This window comes from Rhodococcus sp. PSBB066, assembly GCF_017068255.1.
Lineage (GTDB): Bacteria > Actinomycetota > Actinomycetes > Mycobacteriales > Mycobacteriaceae > Rhodococcus > Rhodococcus aetherivorans.
Genome location: NZ_CP070859.1, coordinates 4591218 through 4612068 on the forward strand (window position 1 = coordinate 4591218; position 20851 = coordinate 4612068).

The 20851-nt window shown below is 70.7% G+C and carries 20 protein-coding genes; 9 read left to right on the forward strand and 11 right to left on the reverse strand.

Annotation, left to right across the window (positions count from 1 at the left end):
• Positions 1 to 13 precede the first annotated feature (13 nt).
• The 8 genes from JYA75_RS20795 to JYA75_RS20830 form a co-directional block, all read right to left on the reverse strand.
• Positions 14 to 901: a DMT family transporter gene (locus JYA75_RS20795; protein ID WP_029543126.1), complete on the reverse strand. Its 888-nt coding sequence runs from the start codon at positions 899 to 901 to the stop codon at positions 14 to 16.
• 99 nt (positions 902 to 1000) lie between these two features.
• On the reverse strand, positions 1001 to 2161 hold the full coding sequence (locus tag JYA75_RS20800) for a lycopene cyclase family protein (RefSeq protein ID WP_050035070.1): 1161 nt from the start codon (positions 2159 to 2161) through the stop codon (positions 1001 to 1003).
• Between the two features lie 70 nt (positions 2162 to 2231).
• Positions 2232 to 3239, reverse strand: a complete 1008-nt coding sequence (locus tag JYA75_RS20805) for a DUF3445 domain-containing protein (RefSeq protein ID WP_050035069.1) — start codon at positions 3237 to 3239, stop codon at positions 2232 to 2234.
• A gap of 24 nt (positions 3240 to 3263) precedes the next feature.
• Positions 3264 to 3740 carry a dimethylamine monooxygenase subunit DmmA family protein gene (locus tag JYA75_RS20810; protein ID WP_006937269.1) on the reverse strand — a complete coding sequence of 159 codons (477 nt, stop codon included), beginning with the start codon at positions 3738 to 3740 and terminating at the stop codon, positions 3264 to 3266.
• On the reverse strand, positions 3737 to 4744 hold the full coding sequence (locus tag JYA75_RS20815; protein WP_065922668.1) for a DUF3445 domain-containing protein: 1008 nt from the start codon (positions 4742 to 4744) through the stop codon (positions 3737 to 3739). The genes JYA75_RS20810 and JYA75_RS20815 overlap by 4 nt, the downstream gene beginning before the upstream one ends.
• Entirely contained in the window at positions 4741 to 5736 is a 996-nt protein-coding gene (locus tag JYA75_RS20820) for a PDR/VanB family oxidoreductase (protein WP_029543120.1), read from the reverse strand. The genes JYA75_RS20815 and JYA75_RS20820 overlap by 4 nt, the downstream gene beginning before the upstream one ends.
• Positions 5736 to 6248, reverse strand: coding sequence for a 50S ribosomal protein L32 (locus tag JYA75_RS20825; protein ID WP_231771672.1), 513 nt, complete (start codon positions 6246 to 6248; stop codon positions 5736 to 5738). Before JYA75_RS20825 ends, JYA75_RS20820 begins: the two co-directional genes overlap by 1 nt.
• A gap of 10 nt (positions 6249 to 6258) precedes the next feature.
• Complete coding sequence (locus tag JYA75_RS20830; protein WP_029543116.1) at positions 6259 to 6636, reverse strand: ethanolamine utilization protein; 378 nt, start codon at positions 6634 to 6636, stop codon at positions 6259 to 6261.
• A 301-nt stretch (positions 6637 to 6937) separates the two neighbouring features.
• On the opposite strand from JYA75_RS20830, the gene glnT reads away from it, so the two are divergent.
• The 5 genes from glnT to JYA75_RS20855 all read left to right on the forward strand — a co-directional run bounded on the left by glnT (position 6938) and on the right by JYA75_RS20855 (position 12173).
• Entirely contained in the window at positions 6938 to 8314 is a 1377-nt protein-coding gene (gene glnT, locus JYA75_RS20835) for a type III glutamate--ammonia ligase (protein WP_010592825.1), read from the forward strand.
• Positions 8315 to 8370: 56 nt separating this feature from the next.
• The gene (locus tag JYA75_RS20840) at positions 8371 to 9258 is read left to right on the forward strand and encodes a glutamine amidotransferase (RefSeq protein WP_006937281.1); all 888 of its coding nucleotides are present in this window, start codon (positions 8371 to 8373) and stop codon (positions 9256 to 9258) included.
• A 44-nt stretch (positions 9259 to 9302) separates the two neighbouring features.
• A complete protein-coding gene (locus tag JYA75_RS20845; protein WP_231771673.1) occupies positions 9303 to 10031 on the forward strand; it encodes a protein glxC in 729 nt (242 codons plus the stop codon).
• A gap of 34 nt (positions 10032 to 10065) precedes the next feature.
• A complete protein-coding gene (locus tag JYA75_RS20850; RefSeq protein ID WP_006937284.1) occupies positions 10066 to 11391 on the forward strand; it encodes an FMN-binding glutamate synthase family protein in 1326 nt (441 codons plus the stop codon).
• Between the two features lie 134 nt (positions 11392 to 11525).
• Positions 11526 to 12173, forward strand: coding sequence for an XRE family transcriptional regulator (locus JYA75_RS20855; protein WP_029543111.1), 648 nt, complete (start codon positions 11526 to 11528; stop codon positions 12171 to 12173).
• Between the two features lie 167 nt (positions 12174 to 12340).
• On the opposite strand, the gene JYA75_RS20860 is transcribed toward JYA75_RS20855, so the two are convergent.
• The gene (locus JYA75_RS20860; RefSeq protein ID WP_043796576.1) at positions 12341 to 13693 is read right to left on the reverse strand and encodes an ammonium transporter; all 1353 of its coding nucleotides are present in this window, start codon (positions 13691 to 13693) and stop codon (positions 12341 to 12343) included.
• A 239-nt stretch (positions 13694 to 13932) separates the two neighbouring features.
• On the opposite strand from JYA75_RS20860, the gene JYA75_RS20865 reads away from it, so the two are divergent.
• Positions 13933 to 16242: an FdhF/YdeP family oxidoreductase gene (locus JYA75_RS20865; RefSeq protein WP_203329294.1), complete on the forward strand. Its 2310-nt coding sequence runs from the start codon at positions 13933 to 13935 to the stop codon at positions 16240 to 16242.
• Positions 16242 to 17054, forward strand: coding sequence for a formate dehydrogenase accessory sulfurtransferase FdhD (fdhD, locus tag JYA75_RS20870; RefSeq protein ID WP_006937291.1), 813 nt, complete (start codon positions 16242 to 16244; stop codon positions 17052 to 17054). The genes JYA75_RS20865 and fdhD overlap by 1 nt, the downstream gene beginning before the upstream one ends.
• Positions 17055 to 17073: 19 nt before the next feature.
• Here fdhD and JYA75_RS20875 read toward each other — a convergent pair whose 3' ends face one another.
• On the reverse strand, positions 17074 to 18252 hold the full coding sequence (locus JYA75_RS20875; RefSeq protein ID WP_102800220.1) for a lipase family protein: 1179 nt from the start codon (positions 18250 to 18252) through the stop codon (positions 17074 to 17076).
• Positions 18253 to 18314: 62 nt separating this feature from the next.
• On the opposite strand from JYA75_RS20875, the gene JYA75_RS20880 reads away from it, so the two are divergent.
• Positions 18315 to 18983 (forward strand): TetR/AcrR family transcriptional regulator, encoded by a 669-nt coding sequence (locus JYA75_RS20880; RefSeq protein ID WP_029543103.1) that lies wholly within the window; start codon positions 18315 to 18317, stop codon positions 18981 to 18983.
• Positions 18984 to 19066: 83 nt separating this feature from the next.
• Here the strand turns inward: JYA75_RS20880 and JYA75_RS20885 are convergent, their stop codons facing one another.
• Positions 19067 to 19939, reverse strand: coding sequence for a shikimate dehydrogenase (locus JYA75_RS20885; RefSeq protein ID WP_050035064.1), 873 nt, complete (start codon positions 19937 to 19939; stop codon positions 19067 to 19069).
• Positions 19940 to 20041: 102 nt separating this feature from the next.
• On the opposite strand from JYA75_RS20885, the gene JYA75_RS20890 reads away from it, so the two are divergent.
• Positions 20042 to 20692 carry a TetR family transcriptional regulator gene (locus JYA75_RS20890; protein WP_029543099.1) on the forward strand — a complete coding sequence of 217 codons (651 nt, stop codon included), beginning with the start codon at positions 20042 to 20044 and terminating at the stop codon, positions 20690 to 20692.
• The last annotated feature ends 159 nt before the right edge of the window (positions 20693 to 20851 follow it).

The window sequence follows — 20851 nt, forward strand, 5'->3', positions numbered from 1 at the left end:
GCCGCCGGCCGGGCTATTCCCCCGGAGGACATACCGCCTGGTCGGGGGACGACGCGGCCGCGTCGCCCCGCGCGAGGGCGACCGTCGCGGCCACCATCACCGCCGCCGCGGTGACCAGAACCACACTCATGGCGCGGTCCGCGTCGAGGTATTCCCCCAGGACCACGAAACCGAGCAGCGACGCCACGACCGGTTCCAGGACGGTGGTGGCGGGCAACGACGCCCGCAGATCACCGGCCTGGAACGCCGCCTGCTGAACCGTCACCGCCCCCGCGGCGAGGAGCAGGAGCGCCCACAGTTCGGGAGCGGTGGCGAGCGGCAGCACACCGCGGGACGCGATGTCGACCACTCCCTTGGTCAGTACGGCCGAGACCCCGAACAGGGCGCCGCCCACGGCGCCGAGCAGCAGCGCCTTGCGCGCGCCGCGCACCCGCCGGGCGGCGATCAGACCGGCCGCCACCAGCGGGGCACCGACGAGACAGGTGAGCACCCAGTGCAGCGGCTCGGCCCGGGCGAGTCCCGGCCGGGGATTCCCCAGCACCACGAGCACGGCGACCGACCCCGTGAGCGCCGCCGCCCACAGCCACTCACTCCGGCCGACGCTGCGATCGGCGAGGCGGGCACCCAGTGGCAGCGCGAACAGGAGTGACAGCACCAGCAGCGGCTGCACGAGCAGCAGAGAGCCCCGGCCGAGCGCCGCGGCCTGGAAGGCGTATCCCCCGACGCCGGCGACGGTGCCCAGCCACCACACGGGGTTGCGGACGAGAGCGGTGATCGGGCCCAGCGTGCCCACGGCGTCGTCCGGCACACCGGCTGCCGTGCGTTGACGCACGACCGTACCCACCGCGATGCACAAGGCCGCGGCGATCGCCAGCAGCGCTGCGCCCACCGAGTCCGACACGCGCCCAACCCTAGGGCGAAGCGCGGTACCTCGCCGATCGAACGAGCCGGGCCCGACCGGGTCGCCCGCGGCCGGTCGCGCGGTACCACCCGGGGACGGTCAGCGGCCGGCCATCGCCCTGAGCAGCGGGGCTGCGGGCAGCGACGCGAACAGCGCCGCCTCGTCGCGCCACGTCGACTCCTCGTCGAGGAACCGCAGGATCGGCTCCGCGGAGGACCGGTCGAACAGCCCCGCGAAGGCGCGCTCGAGCACCGCGGGCCGCTCGACGACGGCCCGCAGCAGCCCCTGGTCGTACCGGGCGAACCGGGACGGAGCAGGCTGCACGTCGAAGGGATGCCCGTGCCGGGCGAGCGACTGCGCGATCGCCGCACTGTCGCACTGGATCCGCTGGTACGCATATCCGCTGCTGCCCTTGAGCATTCCGCCCGCGGCGCCGATGCGCACGATGTTGCCGCTGCGCCGCGCGGGCGGCCGCGACGCCAACGGAAGCCGTGCGGACTCGTCCGCCTCCACGATGTAGGTGTCCTCGTCCGCGCCGAGCACGGCCGCCAGGTACTCCCGGAGCGCCTCGTCGTGAGCGGCGGTGCCGACGGGCCCGCCGTCGGGGTGCGCGAAACTCGTGTGCTCGACGAGGGCGTGCCGGGTATCGGTGGGCAGCACGTACACGAAGGACGCCGCCCGGCGCTGATCGGTGCGGAAGTCGAACAGGGTGGGGACGTCGGGATCGAACAGGGGAGCTTCGGTGCGGATCCGCCACCCGCGGAAGTCCAGCCACGCATCGGGGCTCGTCCCCCGGTCGTCGGCGTCGGGGCCCCGGCCGTCGAAGACCCACTCGGGGTGCAGCTCCGTGCCGTCGGACAGGGCGACACGCGGGCGGGCCCCGTCGTGCACCTGCGTCACCCGGCCGGTGCGGAGCCCGATGTCGTCGACTCGGTCCGTAACCTCGCCGACCACCGACGCCAGGTCGGCTCCGCGGACGACGCCGTACCGGTACCGGCCGAGGCCGAGCGTGCGGGCCCGTCCGCCCGCATGGACCCGGATCCGGGCGAACCGCGCGGAGACGGCCGCGTCGAGCAGCCCGGACCGGCGGGACCAGAACGCCCAGCCGGCGTCACGGATGTCGCGGGCGCCGTCGTCGACGAGCACCACCGGGCCGGGTCGCGCCGAGACGGCGGCGAGATGGGCCGCCAGCGACAGTCCGCTCAGGCCCGCACCCAGGACGGCGATGCCGCCGTCGACCGGTCCGCTCCACGCTCGCACGCTCGCTTCTCCCCTCGCCGGAGACCCTCCCTCCGTCACCGTACCGGCCGCCGGTGAATCCGGTGCGCCACTACGCGGCCCGGGCGCGCGTCCGCTCGCGCAGCCAGGCCATCGCCGGCATGCGGTAGGAGTCGATGCCCTTGTACGCGGCGATCTCGGCGGGCAGTTCCTCGACGATGTCGGCGAGTTGCTCGGCCCACGCCGGGACCTGCGCGATCTCCTCGAGCGGTGCCATGTAGGTGCGGATGTTGAACACCAGCGCCCCCGTCATCGGCAGGCGGATCAGGTGCTCGAGTTCGATGCGCAACTGGATGCGGCCCCAGTCGCGTTCGGCGATCAGCCGCGGCATGTCGTCCATCCACTCGGGCATCGTCTCGAGGCTGGTGTCCCGGCGCCGCGAACCGACCGCGGAGAAGGTCCAGTTCACCCGCCGGTACGGCCGCTCGGTGGTGAGGCGCCGCATGAACTGCTCGGCGCGGTCGGTCACCCCGTTCGGGGTCAGGCCGGGAACGGGCCGGTGGATCTCGTGCAGGCTCATGCCGATGTCGAACTTGACGGACCAGTCGGCGGACGACGTGACCAGCGCCGCGTCGAACCACAGGTGCCCGTCGCGCTCGGTCACCAGCAGCACGTCGTCGGGCAGCTGACACCCGATGAACACCAGCGGATGCTCCGGCAGGGTGCCCGAATCCCCCGGCACGAACCATTGATCGATTCCGAGAAGGTCGTTGCGCCAGCGGTATCCGCCGTTCTCGACGTCGAGATGCATGACGTCGGGAAACGAGGCCGCCATGTCGCGCATGTAGTAGAGCATCAGGTCCCAGCACGCCGGCGTCATGTGCGGCAGCATCTGCACGCGCCCGGGGTCGGCCTCGACGATCGAGCGACGCAACCGCATCATCTCGACGTACTCGTCGTGGCTCTTGCCCAGGTCGACGATGTGCTCGCCCCAGGCCCCGGCGGCGGTCTCGGTGCGGCGCGGCGCCGGTTCGACGTTCACGGCGTAACGGAACGTCCTGTCGCCCTCGGGGAAAGGCCACGGCAGGCAGGACAGGTCGCTGGCGACGGAGGTGGTCACGAAGGTTCCTTTCCGGATGGCGGGTCAGGCCACGGCGCCGAGGTAGGTGCCGTGATGTCCCGACAGATGAGGACGGATCTCGAGGTCCAGGCCGCACGAACCGCAGGCGACGACCGCCCCGGGAGCGGCGTCGACGGACTGGGTGGTGGCGCAGTGCGGGCAGAACAGCGACACTCCGTCGGCGGCGGTGACGTAGGTGGTCATCTCGCACGGCAGCACGCCGGCGGTACGCGCCGCAGCCGTCGCGGCCATCGCCTCACGCCGCGGGCCGGCGATCAGCACGCGGGCACCGGCGCGGGCCTCACGCACGAGCCGCGACACCTCGTCCGCGCTCGCGTTCGGCACCGTGGTCGCGACGCGGCCGAGGGCGAGTGCCTGCGCCGCCCAGGCCGTCACCGCGGCCCGCGCGTCGGCGCAGTCGCCGAGGCTGAACAGCAGGTGGATGCGCCCGCCCGGATCGATCGGGGGCACCGCACCGGTGACGAATCCCGAGTTCTTCACGGCCGCACACCTCCGAACTCGCGCAACCACTTCAGACCGGGTTCGCGGGTGCGCGTGATGCCCTTGTAGTCGGCCATGTCCTCGGGCAGTTCCTCGAGCACCCGGTAGAGCCGGTCGGCCCATTCCGGCACCAGCGCGATCTCCTCGAAGGGCAGCAGGTAGGTGCGGATGAGGAACATGATCGCGCCGGACGCGCCGAGCCGGATCAGGTGCTGCACCTCGACCCGCAGGTGCAGGCGACGGCCGACGTCGTCGAGTGGGCCCTCGGCGAGCAGGCGCCGATCGCGTCCCCATTCGGGATACGTCTCGGTGGCCGTGTCGAGCCGGCGGTCCACGGTGAGGGTCCAGTTGGTGCGCCGATACCGTTGCCCGGCGTGCAGTCCCATGAGGAAGGACTGGGCGCGGGTGATCACCCCTTCGGTGTGGATGCGGGGCACGGGACCGTGGATCTGCAGGAAGCTCATCCCGACGTCGAAGCGCAGCGACCAGTCCGCGGCGAACGTCACCAGGCCCGCGTCACCCCACAGGGCGCCGTCGCGCTGATCGAGCAGCACGACGTCCTCCTGGATCTGCCGGCCGATGTACAGCAGCGGCGGCTCGGGCAGGGTGGCGGACTGCCCGTAGACGAACGTCTGCTCGAGGTCGAGGGCGCGGTTGCTCCACCGCCGGACGGTGCCGTCACGGTCGAGCGCGAACGTCTGCGGGTATGCCTCGGCCAGCATCTTCATGAGGGTGAGCATCGCGTCCCACTGCGCGACCTCCATGTGCCCGAGCGCCTGGAAGCGGCTCGGGTCGGCGTCGAGCACGCGCCGTCGTTCGGCGAGTTCGTCGAGAAGGAAGCCGTCCATGTCGACCGGGTGCTCGCCCCAGCCGCCGGCCGCCGTGTCCGCGCGGGTCCCGGCCGGCTCGACGTTGGTGCTGTACCGGTAGGTGTCCCGCGGGAAGGGGAACGGGAACCGCGCGACGCGTTCCGGGAGCACCTCGAATTCGGTTGCGGCAGTCACAGGTCCAGCTCCAATCGCTCGCCGCCGGCGCGGGAGACGCACGGCATCATGCAGTCGCCGGCGTGCTTCTCCGCGTCGGTCAGGTACAGGTCGCGGTGCTCGATCGCGCCGTCCGCCACCGGGATCCGGCACTCGCCGCACACCCCCTGCCGGCACAGGTTGGGCACCGGTACCCCGCGCGCCTCGAGCGCTTCGAGCAGGCTCACGCCGGAGTTCACGGCGATGTCGACCCCTGTGCGGCGCAGATGCGCGGTGAACGGGGTTCCGGGCTCGAGGTCGCCGACACCGAAGTGCTCGTAGTGGATGCGGGCATCCGGCCAGCCCGCGCCGCGGGCGCGACGGGTGAGTTCGTCGATGAGACCGGAGGGCCCGCACACGTACAGGTGGGTGCCGAGCGGTTGATCGAGCAGGGCCGGGCCGAGTGCGGCCCAGAACTCCTCGGGGGTGTGGTAGGTGTGCAGGCGGTCGCCGCACAGTTCGCGCAACTCGCCGAGGTGCGGGCCGTCGCCCTCGCGGAAGGTGTAGTGGACCTCGAAGGAGCGGCCCCACTGAGCGGCGGCGCGGGCGTGCGAGAGGATGGGTGTGACGCCGATACCGCCGGCCACGAGCATGTGGTGACGCGCGGTGAGGATCGGCGCGAAGGCACTTCGGGGCCTGCTGACCTCCACGACGTCCCCGACCTCGAGGGCGTGGATCCAGCGGGAGCCGCCCCGGCCGGTCTCGTCGAGCCGCACGGAGATCGAGTAGCTCTGCGGTTCGAGCTCCGGACCGGTCAGGGAGTAGGAGTTGCGGCGGGGCCGGCCGTCGTCGTGGGCGCCGCAGGAGAGCACGACGTGGCTGCCCGGGGTGAACGACGGCAGCGGCGCACCGGTGGGGTCGACGAACCGCACGTGCCGCACTCCGGTGGCGACGGTGGCCACCTCGGCGACGGTGAGGGCGAGGGTCGCGTCGCTGCGCCGGACGGCCGCTCCGGCATCGGATACGAGGGTCATCAGCTTTCCTCCGCGTCGAGCTGGTAGCCGAGATATGCGCCGTGGTGGCGCGAAACGTGGTGGTACACGACGAGTTCCGCCGAACACGCGGGGCACGTGCTGGCCTGCCCGATCGCGGCGGTGGCGTCGTGGGTGTGTCGGCAGTGGGCGCAGTACACCGTGCGCGTGTCCGTGGTCAGCACCTCGGGCAAAATCTCGTCGTCGAGCGCCCCCGCGGCGACGGCCACGGCCCGGGCGGCGAGGACGGCGGCCTCGTCGCCCACCAGCACGAGCCGCCAGCCGACGCGGGCCGCGGAGAGCTGACGCTGCAGCACCTCCGCGGCCGCGTCGCCCCAGGTGGCGGGCGCCCGTAGCCAGCTCACTCGCCGGCCTTCGAAGGAGGTCACCAGGCGGCGAGCGTGGTCGGTGGCGGCGTCGCCGAACGACAGGACGGTGACCGTCCTGCCGCCGTCGGCCACGGTCCGCTCCTCGTCCCAGCGCGGCACGCTGGTGGTCTCCATACAGACGCTCATGGCCGGATCCTTACGGCGCGAACGTGCGCTGGCCGACGTAGAACGCCAGGGCGCCGTCGGGGGTGGTGAAGCGGATCCGCGAGCCCTTGGGGAAGAAGATCGCGTCCTTGGCGCGGGCGATCTCCACCTGGCCGGTATCCAGGTTCTCCAGGCGGAACTCCCCTTCGAGGACGACCTTCATCTCGTCGTACTCGTACAGGTAGTCCAGCGGGGCGTCGGTGTGCGCGAGCTTGAAGTAGCCCGCGGCCATCTCCGACCCCTCGGGGTTGGGATAGACGTCGTCGATGAAGCCCTCGGTGCCCGGGAATTCCTCGGTGGACATCTGGGGCAGGGTCTTCCAGAAGTCGGCGGTGACGCGGAATGCGGGAACCGTGGTGGTTTCTGCCATGAGTGCTCCTAGGAACGAGGCCGGCTGCACCGGCCGTGGGCGGGAGGACGGAACGTCGATCGCTGACGTGAAACAGACAGTAATGAGATGAAACGCACCGACGGTTGCCGACGCGTTAACGCGTGTAACCGAATCCTCTCAGCGTCAGGAACATTCGTTTCTCCCCCGAGCGGCGCGGGCCGAGCCGGACCGTCACCACAAACTCACGGCGGCGTAACACGCCCGTCATGCATGCTATGTTTCATTGCATTCGACAGCGATTCACCTTATGAAACTTCGCAGCCGAACCCCAGGAGTCCCCATGACGCTCGAAGCCACCGACCTCCCCGTGATGCGTCTGCCCTCCACGGACGCCCCCGCCGATGCCGCCGGCTCCGCCGATCTCGCCGCACTCGCCCGCGCCACCGACACCCGCTTCATCCTCGCGGTGTTCACCAACCTCGCCGGCAAGCCCTGCGCCAAGCTCGTCCCGGTCGAGGCGGTCGACGAGCTGCAGTCCGACGGGGTCGGCTTCGCGGGCTACGCCGCCGGAGCCATGGGTCAGGTCCCCAGGGATCCCGACCTCGTCGCCATCCCGGATCCCACCTCCTTCACGCCGATCCCGTTCGTGCGCCCGGGCCTTGCGCTGGTGCACTGCGATCCCCACGTCGAGGGCAAGCCCTGGCCCTACGCCCCGCGGGTGATCCTGAAGGAGGTTCTCGGCAAGGCGGCCGAACGGGGCCTGTCCGTCAAGGTCGGCGCCGAGATCGAGTACTTCCTCGTCCAGCGCGACGAGGACGGGACGCTGCGCACCGCCGACGTGCTCGACACCTCCCGGCAGCCCTGCTACGACGCCCGTGACGTCACCCGCATGTACGAGCACCTGACCTCGATCTCCGCGGCGATGAACTCCCTCGGCTGGGGCAACTACGCCAACGACCACGAGGACGGCAACGGGCAGTTCGAGCAGAACTTCCAGTACGCCGACGCGATGACCACCGCCGACCGCGTCGTCACCCTGCGCTACCTGATCTCGGTGCTCGCCGAGCAGCGCGGCATGACCGCGACCTTCATGCCCAAGCCGTTCGCCGACCGCACCGGCTCGGGCATGCACATGCACCTGTCGCTGTGGCGGGAGGACGGCTCCGCCTTCCCCGACGCCGAGGACCCGCGCGGTCTCGGCCTGTCCGAGACCGCCTACGCGTTCATCGCCGGCATCCTCGACCATGCCTGCGCCCTGCAGGGCGTGATCGCCCCGACCGTCAACTCCTACAAGCGGACCGGCGCCACCGCGACCAGCTCCGGCGCGACGTGGTCGCCGCGGCACGCCACCTACGGCGGCAACGACCGCACCCACTACCTCCGCGTTCCGGACGGCAACCGCGTCGAGCTGCGCGGCGGGGACGGCTCCGCCAACCCGTACCTCGCTGCCGCCGCGACCGTCGCGGCGGGCCTCGACGGCATCGACCGCAAGCTCGATCCCGGCGCACCCGGCGGCACCCCGAACTCGGAGACGCTGCCGATGACCCTGCTGCACGCGATGGACGCGCTCACCGCCGACCCCGTCGTCACCGGCGCCCTCGACGCCGCCGGCCCGGGCGTCGCCGAGTACTTCGCCTCCCTCAAGCGGGAGGAGTTCTTCCACTGGCACAACACCGTGACCTCGTGGGAGATCGACAGCTACCTGACCGCCTTCTGACCCGTTCGGTCCGAACGGGCCACCGCGAACGACGACCTGTAAAGGAGAGACGACCCATGTGCGGAATCGTCGGGCTTCACCTGCGTGACGCCTCCCTCGCCCCCCGGCTGGGTGGCCTGCTGACCGGCATGCTCGGCCAGATGGTCGACCGGGGACCGGATTCGGCCGGAGTCGCCCTCTACGGCGACCCCACCTTCTCCCCCGCCGGCCACGCGTCGGTGTCCCTGCTCGGCGCCGCCCCGGACGTCGCCGCCACCGCCGGTGCCGCACTCGGCGTGACCGTGACCGCGATCGACCTGGCCCCCACCACCGTGCTCCACGCGCCGGTCCCGGCCCAGTTGCTCGCCGACACCGTCCGCGCCGTCGACCCCGGTGCAACGATCATCGGCTTCGGCGACGACGTGACCGTCCTCAAGGGCATGGGCGATCCGGTGGCGCTGGCCGAGCGCTTCGGGATCCCGGCCGCCTCCGGCTGGCAGGGCGTCGGCCACACCCGCATGGCCACCGAATCGGCCGTCACCGCCGCCGGCTCGCACCCGTTCGCCGTCGGCCCGGACCAGTGCCTGGTGCACAACGGCTCGTTCTCCAACCACCTGTCGGTCAAGCGCGAACTCGAGGCCGAGGGTGTGGCATTCGACAGCGAGAACGACACCGAGGTCGGGGCACGGTTCGTCGCCAAGCACCTCGCCGAGGGCGCCGACCTGGAGAAGGCCCTGCGCCTGCTCGGGGAGCGCTTCGACGGGTTCTACACCCTCCTCGTGTCGACGTCCGACTCGTTCGCCGTCGTACGCGACCCGATCGCCTGCAAGCCGGCGATCGTCGCCGAGACCGACGCGTACGTCGCGATGGCCTCCGAGTTCCGGGCCCTCGCCGGCCTGCCCGGCATCGCGGACGCTCACATCTTCGAGCCCGAGCCGGAGCGGGTCTACGTATGGCACCGCTGACCAGCACCGACGCTTCCCCCATCTCTTCGACGCCGGAGACGCCCATGACCACCGAGACGCTGCGCACCGACACACTGCCCACCGACACGCTCCCCACCACGGCGACGTACGACCTGGACGTCACCACCACGCGCGAACTGAACGCCGCACTGCAGGCCACCGAGGCCCCGGCCGCGGTGACCGTGACCAATCCCCAGGGCAAGCACGCCCTCGCGTGCGGGCTCGACCGGCCGATCGACGTGCGCATCGAAGGCCACGTCGGCTACTACGCCGCCGGGATGAACAAGCATGCGACCGTCACCGTCGCGGGCAACGCCGGGGTCGGGGTCGCCGAGAACATGATGTCGGGCACCGTGCGCGTCACCGGGGACGCCTCCCAGTCCGCCGGCGCCACGGCCCACGGCGGGCTGCTGGTGATCGAGGGCAATGCCGCCGCCCGCTGCGGCATCTCCATGAAGGGCGTCGACATCGTCGTCGGCGGCAGCATCGGCCACATGAGCGCCTTCATGGGACAGGCCGGACGGCTCGTCGTCCTCGGCGACGCCGGCGAGGCCCTCGGAGATTCGTTGTACGAGGCGCGCATCTACATCCGCGGCACCGTCGCCTCCCTCGGTGCGGACTGCGTCAAGAAGGAGATGCGGCCCGAGCACCTCGAGGAACTGCGCGAACTCCTCCGGGCGGCCGGCTTCGACGCCGACCCCGCCGAGTTCACCCGCTACGGCTCCGCCCGCGGGCTCTACCACTTCCACGTCGACAACGCCTCGGCGTACTGATCGCACCGCCCGCACCGCATCCCAGGAGACTCCCATGACCTTCCAGCCCGGACTTCGTGAGTCGGCCACCTTCGACCGCAACGTCATCCACGAGATCCAGCGTGCCGCCGAGACCGGCATCTACGACATCCGCGGATGGGGCGCCAAGCGCAAGCTTCCGCACTTCGACGACCTGCTGTTCCTCGGCGCGTCGATGTCGCGGTACCCGCTCGAGGGTTACCGCGAGAAGTGCGAGACCGACGTGGTCCTCGGCGACCGGCACGCGAAGTACCCGCTGCACCTCGACATCCCGGTCACCATCGCCGGCATGAGCTTCGGGGCGCTGTCCGGGCGGGCGAAGGAGGCTCTCGGGCGCGGCGCCAGCGAGGTCGGCACGTCCACCACCACCGGCGACGGCGGCATGACGCCGGAGGAACGCGGTCAGTCCAAGCACCTCGTCTACCAGTACCTGCCGTCGCGCTACGGGATGAACCCCGACGACCTGCGCAAGGCCGACGCGATCGAGGTCGTCCTCGGCCAGGGCGCCAAGCCCGGCGGCGGCGGCATGCTGCTCGGGCAGAAGATCACCGAGCGCGTCGCCGGAATGCGCACCCTGCCCGTCGGTATCGACCAGCGCAGCGCGTGCCGGCACCCCGACTGGACCGGCCCGGACGACCTCGCCGTCAAGATCATCGAACTGCGCGAGATCACCGGGTGGGAGAAGCCGATCTACGTCAAGGTCGGCGCAACCCGCACCTACTACGACGTCAAGCTCGCCGTGAAGGCCGGGGCCGACGTCGTCGTGGTCGACGGCATGCAGGGTGGCACGGCCGCCACGCAGGACGTGTTCATCGAGCACGTCGGCATTCCCACCCTCGCCGCGATCCCCCAGGCCGTGCAGGCGCTGCAGGAGATGGGAATGCACCGCACCCCCGGTGGCGTGCAGCTCGTCGTCTCCGGCGGCATCCGGTCCGGCGCCGACGTCGCCAAGGCCATGGCCCTCGGCGCGGACGCCGTCGCCATCGGCACCGCGGCGCTGATCGCGTTGGGCGACAACAACCCCCGGTACCAGGCGGAGTACGAGAAGCTCGGCTCGGCCGCCGGGTTCTACGACGACTTCCAGGACGGCAAGGACCCCGCCGGCATCACCACGCAGGATCCGGACCTGCAGGCCCGGTTCGATCCGGTCGAGGGCGGCCGCCGCCTCGCGAACTACCTGCGCGTGCTCACCATGGAGGCCCAGACCATCGCACGCGCCTGCGGCAAGTCGCACCTGCGCAACCTCGAGCCGCAGGACCTCGTGGCCCTGACCATCGAGTCGGCCGCCATGGCGCGGGTGCCACTGGCCGGCACCAACTGGGTGCCCGGCCAGGGCTTCTGAGCCGCTGCCCGCCTTCCACCGAGCGAATGTGCCTTACTGTCGGCCTGTCCGACGGTAAGGCACATTCGCTCGTTCCGTGTGCCTGCCCCTCGCACGATCGTCCACTGTCGGGAAACAGCACGTACAGTGAGGACATGAGCAGCCCCGAGCGCCCCGTACTGCACGACGCGCCGGGCCGGGAGGTCCCGCGGGACACCCCGACCGGGGTGGACCTGGAACGCGCCATCGCACAGGAGGTCCGCAAGTTGCGGATCGCCAGCGGGCTCTCCGTGGGCGACATGGCCGCGAAGGTGGGCATCTCCAAGGCGATGCTGTCGAAGATCGAGAACGCCCAGACGTCGTGCAGCCTCTCGACCCTCGCCCGCCTGGCCGCAGGTCTCGACGTACCGGTGACGTCGCTGTTCCGCGGCGCCGACGCGCAGCGCGAGGCGGTGTTCGTCAAGGCCGGCCAGGGCGCGGAGATCGTCGGCCGCGGCACCCGCGTCGGACACCACTACGAGTTGCTCGGCACGCTGCGGGGCCAGCACAAGCGGCTCGAGCCCGTGCTGGTGACGCTCACCGACGCGAGCGAGGTCTTCCCGCTGTTCCAGCATCCGGGGACCGAGCTGCTCTACATGCTCGAGGGCGAGATGGTCTACGGGCACGGCGAATCCGAGTACCGGCTCCAACCCGGCGACGCCCTGCTGCTCGACGGCGAGGGCATCCACGGGCCGAACGAGCTCGTCACCCTGCCCATCCGGTTCCTCGCGGTCACCGCGTACCCGGACAAACACCAGGACTGATCCCGCTCTCCACCACGAGCGGGGGGGTTTCCGCGTCGAGAGGGACACCGCCGCGGTGCATCGCGGGTGCAGGCAGCGGTAACCGCCCCCTCGTCGCGAGAATCTCCCGCTCGACGACGAACGAGGCCCCCGCCGTAGCGGGGGCCTCACCCGTTGTCGGTCCTCGGTCAGAGCTTCTCGGCTGCCGCCTTGGACGTGAGTGCCGTCGCCGCCTCCGCGACCGACGCCGCCTCCGTACGGGACGTGCCGGTGAAGCCCACCGCGTCGAGCACGTAGGCGGTCTCGCCGTGCACGACGACGTCGAGACCCTCGTACTCGGCCTCCGGATCGACGCGCAGGCCCATCACCAGGTCGAGACCCTTGGCGATGATCCAGGTGACGACGAAGGAGTAGGCCAGCACCGCGAGCACCGCGACGGTCTGGGTGCCGAGCAGGCCGATTCCGCCGCCGTAGAACAGCCCGGCCGCGCCGCTGGGAGCCTCCGGCACCGCCAGTAAACCGATGAGCAGCGTGCCGAGAACACCGCCGACGAGGTGGATGCCGACGACGTCGAGAGCGTCGTCGTAGCCCAGGCGGAACTTCAGCGAGATCGCGAAGCAGCACAGCGCACCGGCCAGGGCACCGACGACCAGTGCGCCGAGCGGCGAGACGGCACCGCAGGCCGGGGTGATCGCGACGAGCGCGGCGATGAGGCCGGACGCGGCGCCGAGGGTCGTGGCGTGACCCTCCCGCAGCTTCTCGACGATCAGCCAGCCACAGATGCCGGCGCACGACGCGGCGATGGTGTTGAGCACGACGACCGAGGCGTTGTTGTCCGCGGCGAGCGCGGAACCGCCGTTGAACCCGAACCAGCCGAAGAACAGGATGCCGGCACCGAGAACGGTCAGCGGAAGGCTGTGCGGGCGGGGCGGATTCAGGAACGAGCGCCGCTTGCCCAGGACGATGATGACCGCGAGGGCCGCGATGCCGGCGTTGATGTGCACGGCGGTGCCGCCGGCGAAGTCGACCGCACCGAGGGTGTTGGCGATCCAGCCGCCGACGACGGACCCGTCCTCGGAATCGAACGCGAAGACCCAGTGCGCGACGGGGAAGTACACCAGCACAGCCCACAGCCCGGCGAACACCATCCAGGCCGAGAACTTCATGCGGTCGGCAAGGGCGCCGCACACGAGGGCGACCGTGATGCCCGCGAACAAGAGCTGGAATCCGGCTATCAGCGCCGGCGGGAGTCCCGGTTCGGCCGGCGCCTCGAGCAGCTGGCCGAGCCCGAGATACTCGAGGGGGTTGCCGAGCAGTCCGGCACCGCCGAGCGAGTTTCCGAGCACCGCCGAGTAGCCGAACAGGACCCACAGAACTCCGACGAGCGCGAAGCCCGCGAACGTCATCATGATCATGTTGAGCGTGCTGCGGACGCTCACCATGCCGCCGTAGAACAGCGCCAGCCCGGGAACCATCAGCGAGACCGCCGTGAAGGCCGCGAGAATCCAGGCGGTGTCGGCGGCAGCGATTGCCTCTTCCATAGGTGTCCACCTTGTTCAGTCCCGAGGGATCGCCCCTCGTACGTGTCGCGGTGACTGTCTTATGTTGTTAATCACCGTCATCTGAGAGTGAACCCAGTGTGTAATCTGCGTGGGAGCCGCCGGTGAACTTCGTGTAACGGCGGCTCGCCCCCGGCACTGCCCACCGCCGAGCGCTCGCTCGGGGGCGACCGGTAGCGTTCGAACTGGTATGCGCATCGCTCGCGGGTGAGGATGGACACATGACTCGACACGGTCCGCTGCACGACATCGTGGAATCCGACCTCGAGGTCACCGGACGCAAGGACCACGCCGCCGGTGTCCCGGCGGTCCTGGTGTCGCTGAAACGCGCCTACGAGCAGATGGGCGTGGCCCGCACGGCGGCCACGCTGCCGCGGCTCAACCAGCGGCACGGTTTCGACTGCCCGGGGTGCGCCTGGCCCGAGACGCCCGGCCACCGCAAGCCCGCGGAGTTCTGCGAGAACGGCGCCAAGGCCGTCGCCGAGGAAGCCACCCTGCGGACGGTCACGCCCGAGTTCTTCGCCCGTCACTCCGTCGCGGAACTGTCGGAGAAGACCGGCTACTGGCTCGGGCAGCAGGGCCGCCTGACCCATCCGATGGTCCTCCGCCCCGGCGCGACCCACTACACCCCCGTCGACTGGGACGACGCGTACCGGCTGATCGCCGACCACCTGCGTGCGCTCCCCACCCCGGACCACGCCGTCTTCTACACGTCGGGCCGCACCAGCAACGAGGCCGCGTTCCTCTACCAGCTGCTGATCCGCAGCTACGGCACCAACAACATGCCGGACTGCTCCAACATGTGCCATGAGTCCTCCGGCAGCGCACTCGTCGAGACCATCGGAATCGGCAAGGGCTCGGTGTCGGTGCCGGACCTCGAGCACGCGGACCTCATCCTCGTCGCCGGTCAGAACCCGGGCACCAACCATCCGCGCATGCTCTCCACCCTGGTGAAGGCCAAGGAGAACGGGGCCAAGATCATCGCGATCAACCCGCTCCCCGAGGCGGGGCTGCTCCGGTTCAAGGACCCGCAGCGCGTCGACGGCGTGCTCGGCCACGGCACGGACATCGCCGACGAGTTCCTGCAGATCCGCCTCGGTGGCGACATGGCGCTGTTCCAGGGGCTCGGCAGGCTGCTGTTCGAGGCGGAGGACGCCGCGCCCGGCACCGTGATCGACCGGGCCTTCGTCGAGGCCCACTGCGCCGGCTTCGACGACTACGAGCGGCACGTCCGCGCGGTCGACCTCGGCACCGTCCTCGAGGCCACCGGGCTGAGCGAGGCGCAGCTGCGGTCCACCGCCCGGGACCTGGCCACCTCCCAACGCACCGTGGCGTGCTGGGCGATGGGCCTGACTCAGCACACCCATGCCGTCGCCACCATCGCCGAGGCGGTCAACCTGCTGCTGCTGCGCGGGATGATCGGCAAGCCCGGGGCCGGGGTCTGCCCGGTGCGGGGGCATTCGAACGTGCAGGGTGACCGGACGATGGGCATCTGGGAGAAGATGCCCGAGTCCTTCCTCGCCGCGCTGGACCTCGAGTTCGGGATCACGAGCCCGCGCAGGCACGGGTACGACACCGTCGAGGCGATCCGCGCGATGCGCGACGGCCGGGCGAGCTTCTTCATGGCGATGGGCGGCAACTTCGTCGCCGCGACCCCGGACACCCACGCCACCGAGGAGGCGTTGCGCCGCTGCGAGCTGACCGTGCAGATCTCGACCAAGCTCAACCGCAGCCATCTCGTGCACGGGCGCACAGCGCTGATCCTGCCCACCCTCGGACGCACCGACCTCGACATCCAGGAGAGCGGCAAACAGCTTGTTTCCGTGGAGGATTCGATGTCCATGGTGCACCTGTCACGGGGCCGGTTGCAGCCGGTCGGCGACCAGCTGCACAGCGAGGTCGCGATCGTCTGCCGGCTCGCCCGCGAGCTGTTCGGCCCCGACCATCCGGTCCGCTGGTCGGCGTTCGAGGGCAACTACGACCTGATCCGCGACTCGATCGGGCGGGTCGTGCCCGGCTGCGAGGACTACAACACCAAGGTCCGCCGGCGCGACGGGTTCCAGTTGCCGCACCCGCCCCGCGACAACCGCGAATTCCGCACGCACACCGGCAAGGCCAATTTCAGCGTCAACGACCTGGTGTGGGTGCCCACTCCCCCGGGCCGGCTCGTGCTGCAGACGCTGCGCAGCCACGATCAGTACAACACCACCATCTACGGGCTCGACGACCGCTACCGCGGCGTGAAGAACGGCCGCAAGGTCGTGTTCGTCCACACGGACGACATCGCCGAACTCGGATTCGCCGACGGCGACCTCGTCGACATCGTGTCCGAGTGGCCCGCCGACGGCGCGGTGCAGGAGCGTCGCGTCCGCGACTTCCGGATCGTCGCGTACAGCACCCCGCGCGGCAACGCGGCCGCCTACTACCCGGAGACCAATCCGCTGGTCCCCCTCGACCACGTCGCGACGAAGTCGAACACCCCGGTCTCCAAGGCGATCGTCGTCCGACTCGAGCGGGCCGGGGCCGACTGATGGGGCGGGTCACCGCGCGCCGGCCCGTCCTGCGGATCACCGCGGACGGGCAAGCACGCCGACCGGACAGCCTCGCGGTAGAGGAACCGCTGGAGATCCGCCTCAACGGCCGCGCCCTGACGGTCACGATGCGCACGCCGGGCCACGACGTGGAACTCGCCCACGGATTCCTGCTCGCCGAGGGGATCATCGGCGGCCGCGAGGACGTCTCCGTGGTGCGCTACTGCGACGGCGTCGACGACAGCGGCGCCAACACCTACAACGTGCTCGACGTCCACCTCGCGCCGGGGATCTCCGTTCCCGACGGTGCGGGCGCCCGCAACTTCCTCACCAGCTCCGCGTGCGGGGTGTGCGGGAAGGAGTCCCTCGACCGGATCCGCGGGCGCACCCGGTTCCCGCTGACCGACGGCTTCGTGGTCTCCGCCCGCGCGCTGGCCTCGATGCCACCACGAATGCGGCAGCGGCAGAAGGTTTTCCAGAGCACGGGTGGGTTGCACGCCGCCGCGCTGTTCACCCCCGACGGCACCCTGCTGGCGTTGCGGGAGGACGTGGGCCGGCACAACGCGGTCGACAAGGTGCTCGGCTGGGCACTGACCGAGAACCGGGTCCCGTTGCCGGACACCGTCCTCGTCGTCAGCGGGCGGGCCTCCTTCGAGCTGGTGCAGAAGGCCGTGATGGCCGGCGTCCCGGCGCTCGGAGCGGTGTCGGCCCCCTCGTCGCTGGCGGTCGATCTCGCCGCGGAGTCCGGCCTGACCCTGGTCGGTTTCCTCCGCGGCGACTCGATGAACGTCTACACCGGATCCGTCGTATGAGCGGGGGCCCGGGAGCGGCTCAGCTGCAGGCCTGTTCGGGCGCGTCGCCCGAGCGGACCCCGTCGACGAAGGCCCGCACGTCGTCGTGGGAGGCCTCGAGCACGCCGCGGTGGTCGGCACCGTCGTAGACCCGGTAGGCAAGGGGGGAACCGTTGCCGCACAGGGTCTTCGTCACCTCGTCGGTGACCTGCCGGGCCACGAGCACATCCGCGGTGCCCTGCACGACGAGGGTCGGCACCGAGAGGGCGAGCTGCTCGAGTTCCTGCGTGGCGAAGTACTCGGTCAGGCGCCCGACGTCCGCACCGGGCGCGAACACCTGGTCCACGGGAACGGTCGCGGCCACCTTGCGCACGTCGTCCATGCACCCGGTGCGCGCCGCCGCGAGCAGCGGACGGGACGCGTCCGTGAGCATCGCGTCGGCGGACACCTCGGGGTCGGCGGCCTCGGCGCCGAGCAACAGGACGGGCAGGAAGGTCAGGGCCTGCGCGATCCCCGGGCCCCCGGTTGCGAAGTAGGCGGCGGTCTCGCTCGTCCGGCTTCCCGGCGCGAACGCGACCGCGCCCTGCAGTTCCAGTTCGGGGGCGCGCTCCGCGCCCTGGGCGGCGGTGAACAGGGCCGCATGCCCGCCCTGGCTGTGCCCCATCACCGTCCACCGGTTTCCGATGCCGGGCTCGGCCTCGCGTGCGGCACGCACGATGTCGACGACCGTGTTCGCGGCGCTGTCGCCGTTCATGTAGGGATGTCCGCCCGGCGTTCCGAGGCCCTCGTAGTCGGTCTGGACCACGGCGTAGCCGTCGGCGACCCACCGATCGAGCATCGCGGTGGTCCGCGAGAGGTAGCTGTGGGCGGGTCCGCCGACCGTGTCGGCCGAGGGCGCGCAGGCATCTCCGACACCCGTCGTGCCGTGCGCCCAGCTGATCACCGGCCATCCTCCGCCGGGGGCGTCGCCGCGCGGGATCGCGACGGTGCCCGACACGAGGATCGGGCGTCCCGTGGCGTCCTCCGAGAGGTAGGTGATCAGTTCCGTGCGCGCCGCGCTGGGCAGCGCCGCCGCGCTCGTCAGCGGCCGGGTGCTGATCAGCGAGCCGGGGGAACGCTCGGCAGCGGGGGCCGGTTCGGAATCCGCGCAGGCCGTGGCGGCCAGCACCGAGGTGACCGCGAGCGCCACGAGGACGCTCCGGGAGGAGAGATGACCCATGGAATCCTCCGTTAAGAAGTTCTTATTAATTGGAAAGTCGAACTTCTTAGTACAGTGGACGCATGGCAGTGTCAACAGGTCGTCTCGCTCTGCTGGATGCCGCGGAGGAACTCGTCGCCCGTCGCGGCATCCACGGCGTCTCGGCGCGCGAGGTGGTCACAGCCGCCGGTCAGCGCAACAATTCGGCGATCGCCTATCACTTCGGCTCGTGGCACGGACTGCTCGACGCGGTCTGGAGCCGGCACGCGCCGCACGTCAACGCCCAGCGGGCGGCACTGACGGACGCAGCCCACCTCGACGGCTCCCCGGCACTCGAACGGCTCGTCTATGCCTACGTCCATCCGCTCGTCACCGAGATCGCCCGCGGAAGGCCCAGCTACTGGGCTCGCTTCAACGAGCAGTGGCTCGCCACCGCCCCCCTGGTGTTCCTGGCGGTCCCCCAGCCGGGGGCCGTCCAGGCCGACTACTACCCGTCCGACGAGTCGCTCACCGTCCTCGCCTCCCTCCTGGAGACGATCGCGCAGTGTCTCGACCTCCCCGAAGCCGACGCCCGTCGGCGTGTGGGGCTGACGGTGCGCTTCGTCATCGGCTCGTTCGCCTCGTGGGAGCGCGCCCACGAGGCCGGGGACGCGACCGACCTGTCCACCTTCGAGTCGGAGATCGTCGAGCTCGCCTGCGCGATGTTGCGCGTGCCGGGCGGTGATTCGGCGCCGTCGTCCCGACCGCGGTGACACGGCGCCGTCGTCCCGACCGCGGTGACACGGCGCCGTCGTCCCGACCGCGGTGAGGCGGCGCCGTCGTCCCCACGGACAGATCAGGCCGGCACCCGCTCCGCCTCGATCAGGGCCGTCATGTGGGCAAGCATGCGGTCGGCGTCGGGCTCCACCCCGGTGAAGATGCGGAATGCGTCGACGGCCTGGAAGACGGCCATGCCCGCGCCGGTGAGGGTCGGGGCGCCGAGTGCGCGGGCACGCAGGACGAGTTCGGTCTCGATGGGCCGGTAGACGACCTCGGCGACCCACAGGTCGGGGCGCAGCAGTGCCGGGTCGAAGGCCGTTCCGGGATGTGCGGCCATGCCGACGGGCGTCGCGTGGATCAGGCCGTCCGCGGCGGCCAGCAGCCGCGGCAGCTCGGCCGGCGTCGCGGACGAGACGGCAACGTCCGGGAACAGCACGGTGAGCGTGTCGCGCAGCGCGGTGGCGCGCGCGAGGTCGGGATCGACGACGGTGAACGCGCGCACCCCGCGGGTGAGCGCGGCGTACGCGACCGCCGCCCCGGCCCCACCGGCCCCGAGCTGGACGACCGCGTCGAGCGCGACGCTGGGGAGTCCGCGGTCGAAGTTGCGGCCGAAGCCCGACCAGTCGGTGTTGTGACCGATCGCGCGCCCGCCGTCGAACAGCACGGTGTTGACGGCGCCGAGGCGGCTCGCCTCGGGCGACAGGTCGTCGAGATGGTCGAGGACGGCCTGCTTGCAGGGATGGGTGATGTTCAGGCCCCGGAAGCCCAGCTCGCGCGCGGTGCGCAGCAGCCGCGGCAGGTCGGCGACCGAGAGGCCCAGCTCGTCGAGGTCGATGATCTTGTAGACGTAGCGCAGACCCTGCCGCGCGCCCTCCTCCTCGTGCATCGGGGGTGTCAGCGAGGCACCGATGCCGGTTCCGATGAGGCCGCAGAGAATCGAGTCGGTCATGGCGGGCCTTTCACGTCACAATGTACGAACTAGTGAGTTACAAGCCATAGCGTACGGCCACGGGCGGCACGGAGACAAGACCCCGGTCGATAGGGTGGCGCCATGGCACCCGAGCAGACGACCGGCCGACGACGCCGCAACAGCGACCTCACCAGGGAGAACATCCTCGAGGTGGCCACCGCGGAGTTCGCGGACAAGGGACTGTCAGGAGCCCGGGTCGACGAGATCGCCGAGCGCACGCAGACCACCAAGCGGATGATCTATTACTACTTCGGCGACAAGGAGGGCCTCTACCGGGCCGTCCTCGAGAGTTCCTACGGGACGATCCGCGCCCAGGAGCGCGAGCTGGACCTCGAAGACCTCGGCCCCGTCGACGCCATCCGCGTGCTGGCCGAGGCCACGTTCGACCACCACGACCAGCATCCCGACTTCATCCGCATCGTCGCCAACGAGAACATGCTCCGGGGCGAGCACATCCGGCAGTCTCCCCATCTCGCCGGCCTGGGCGCCCCCGCCGTCGACGTGCTCACCGGCATCCTCGAACGCGGCCGGGCCGACGGCCTCTTCCGCGACGACGTCGACGCCCTCGACGTCCACCTGGTGATCAGCAGTTTCTGCGTCTTCCGCACCGCCAACCGGTACACCTGGCAGGCCCTGTTCGACCAGAACCTCGCCGCGGACGAGCTGCGGACCAGGCATCGGAGGATGCTGGGCGACCTCCTCGTCGCGTTCCTGACGACCCTGCCCGACTGAGGGACCTCGGGGGAATGCGCACGGGGACGCGTTCCGAAATTTTATGAACTATCTAGTTCATACATCTTGCGTTCACCGTGTGATGGCGCCTACATTCGAGACAACGCAGTACGAACCCGGGTTCGTATCTCGAACATCCCCTCCCCTTTTCCGCACAGG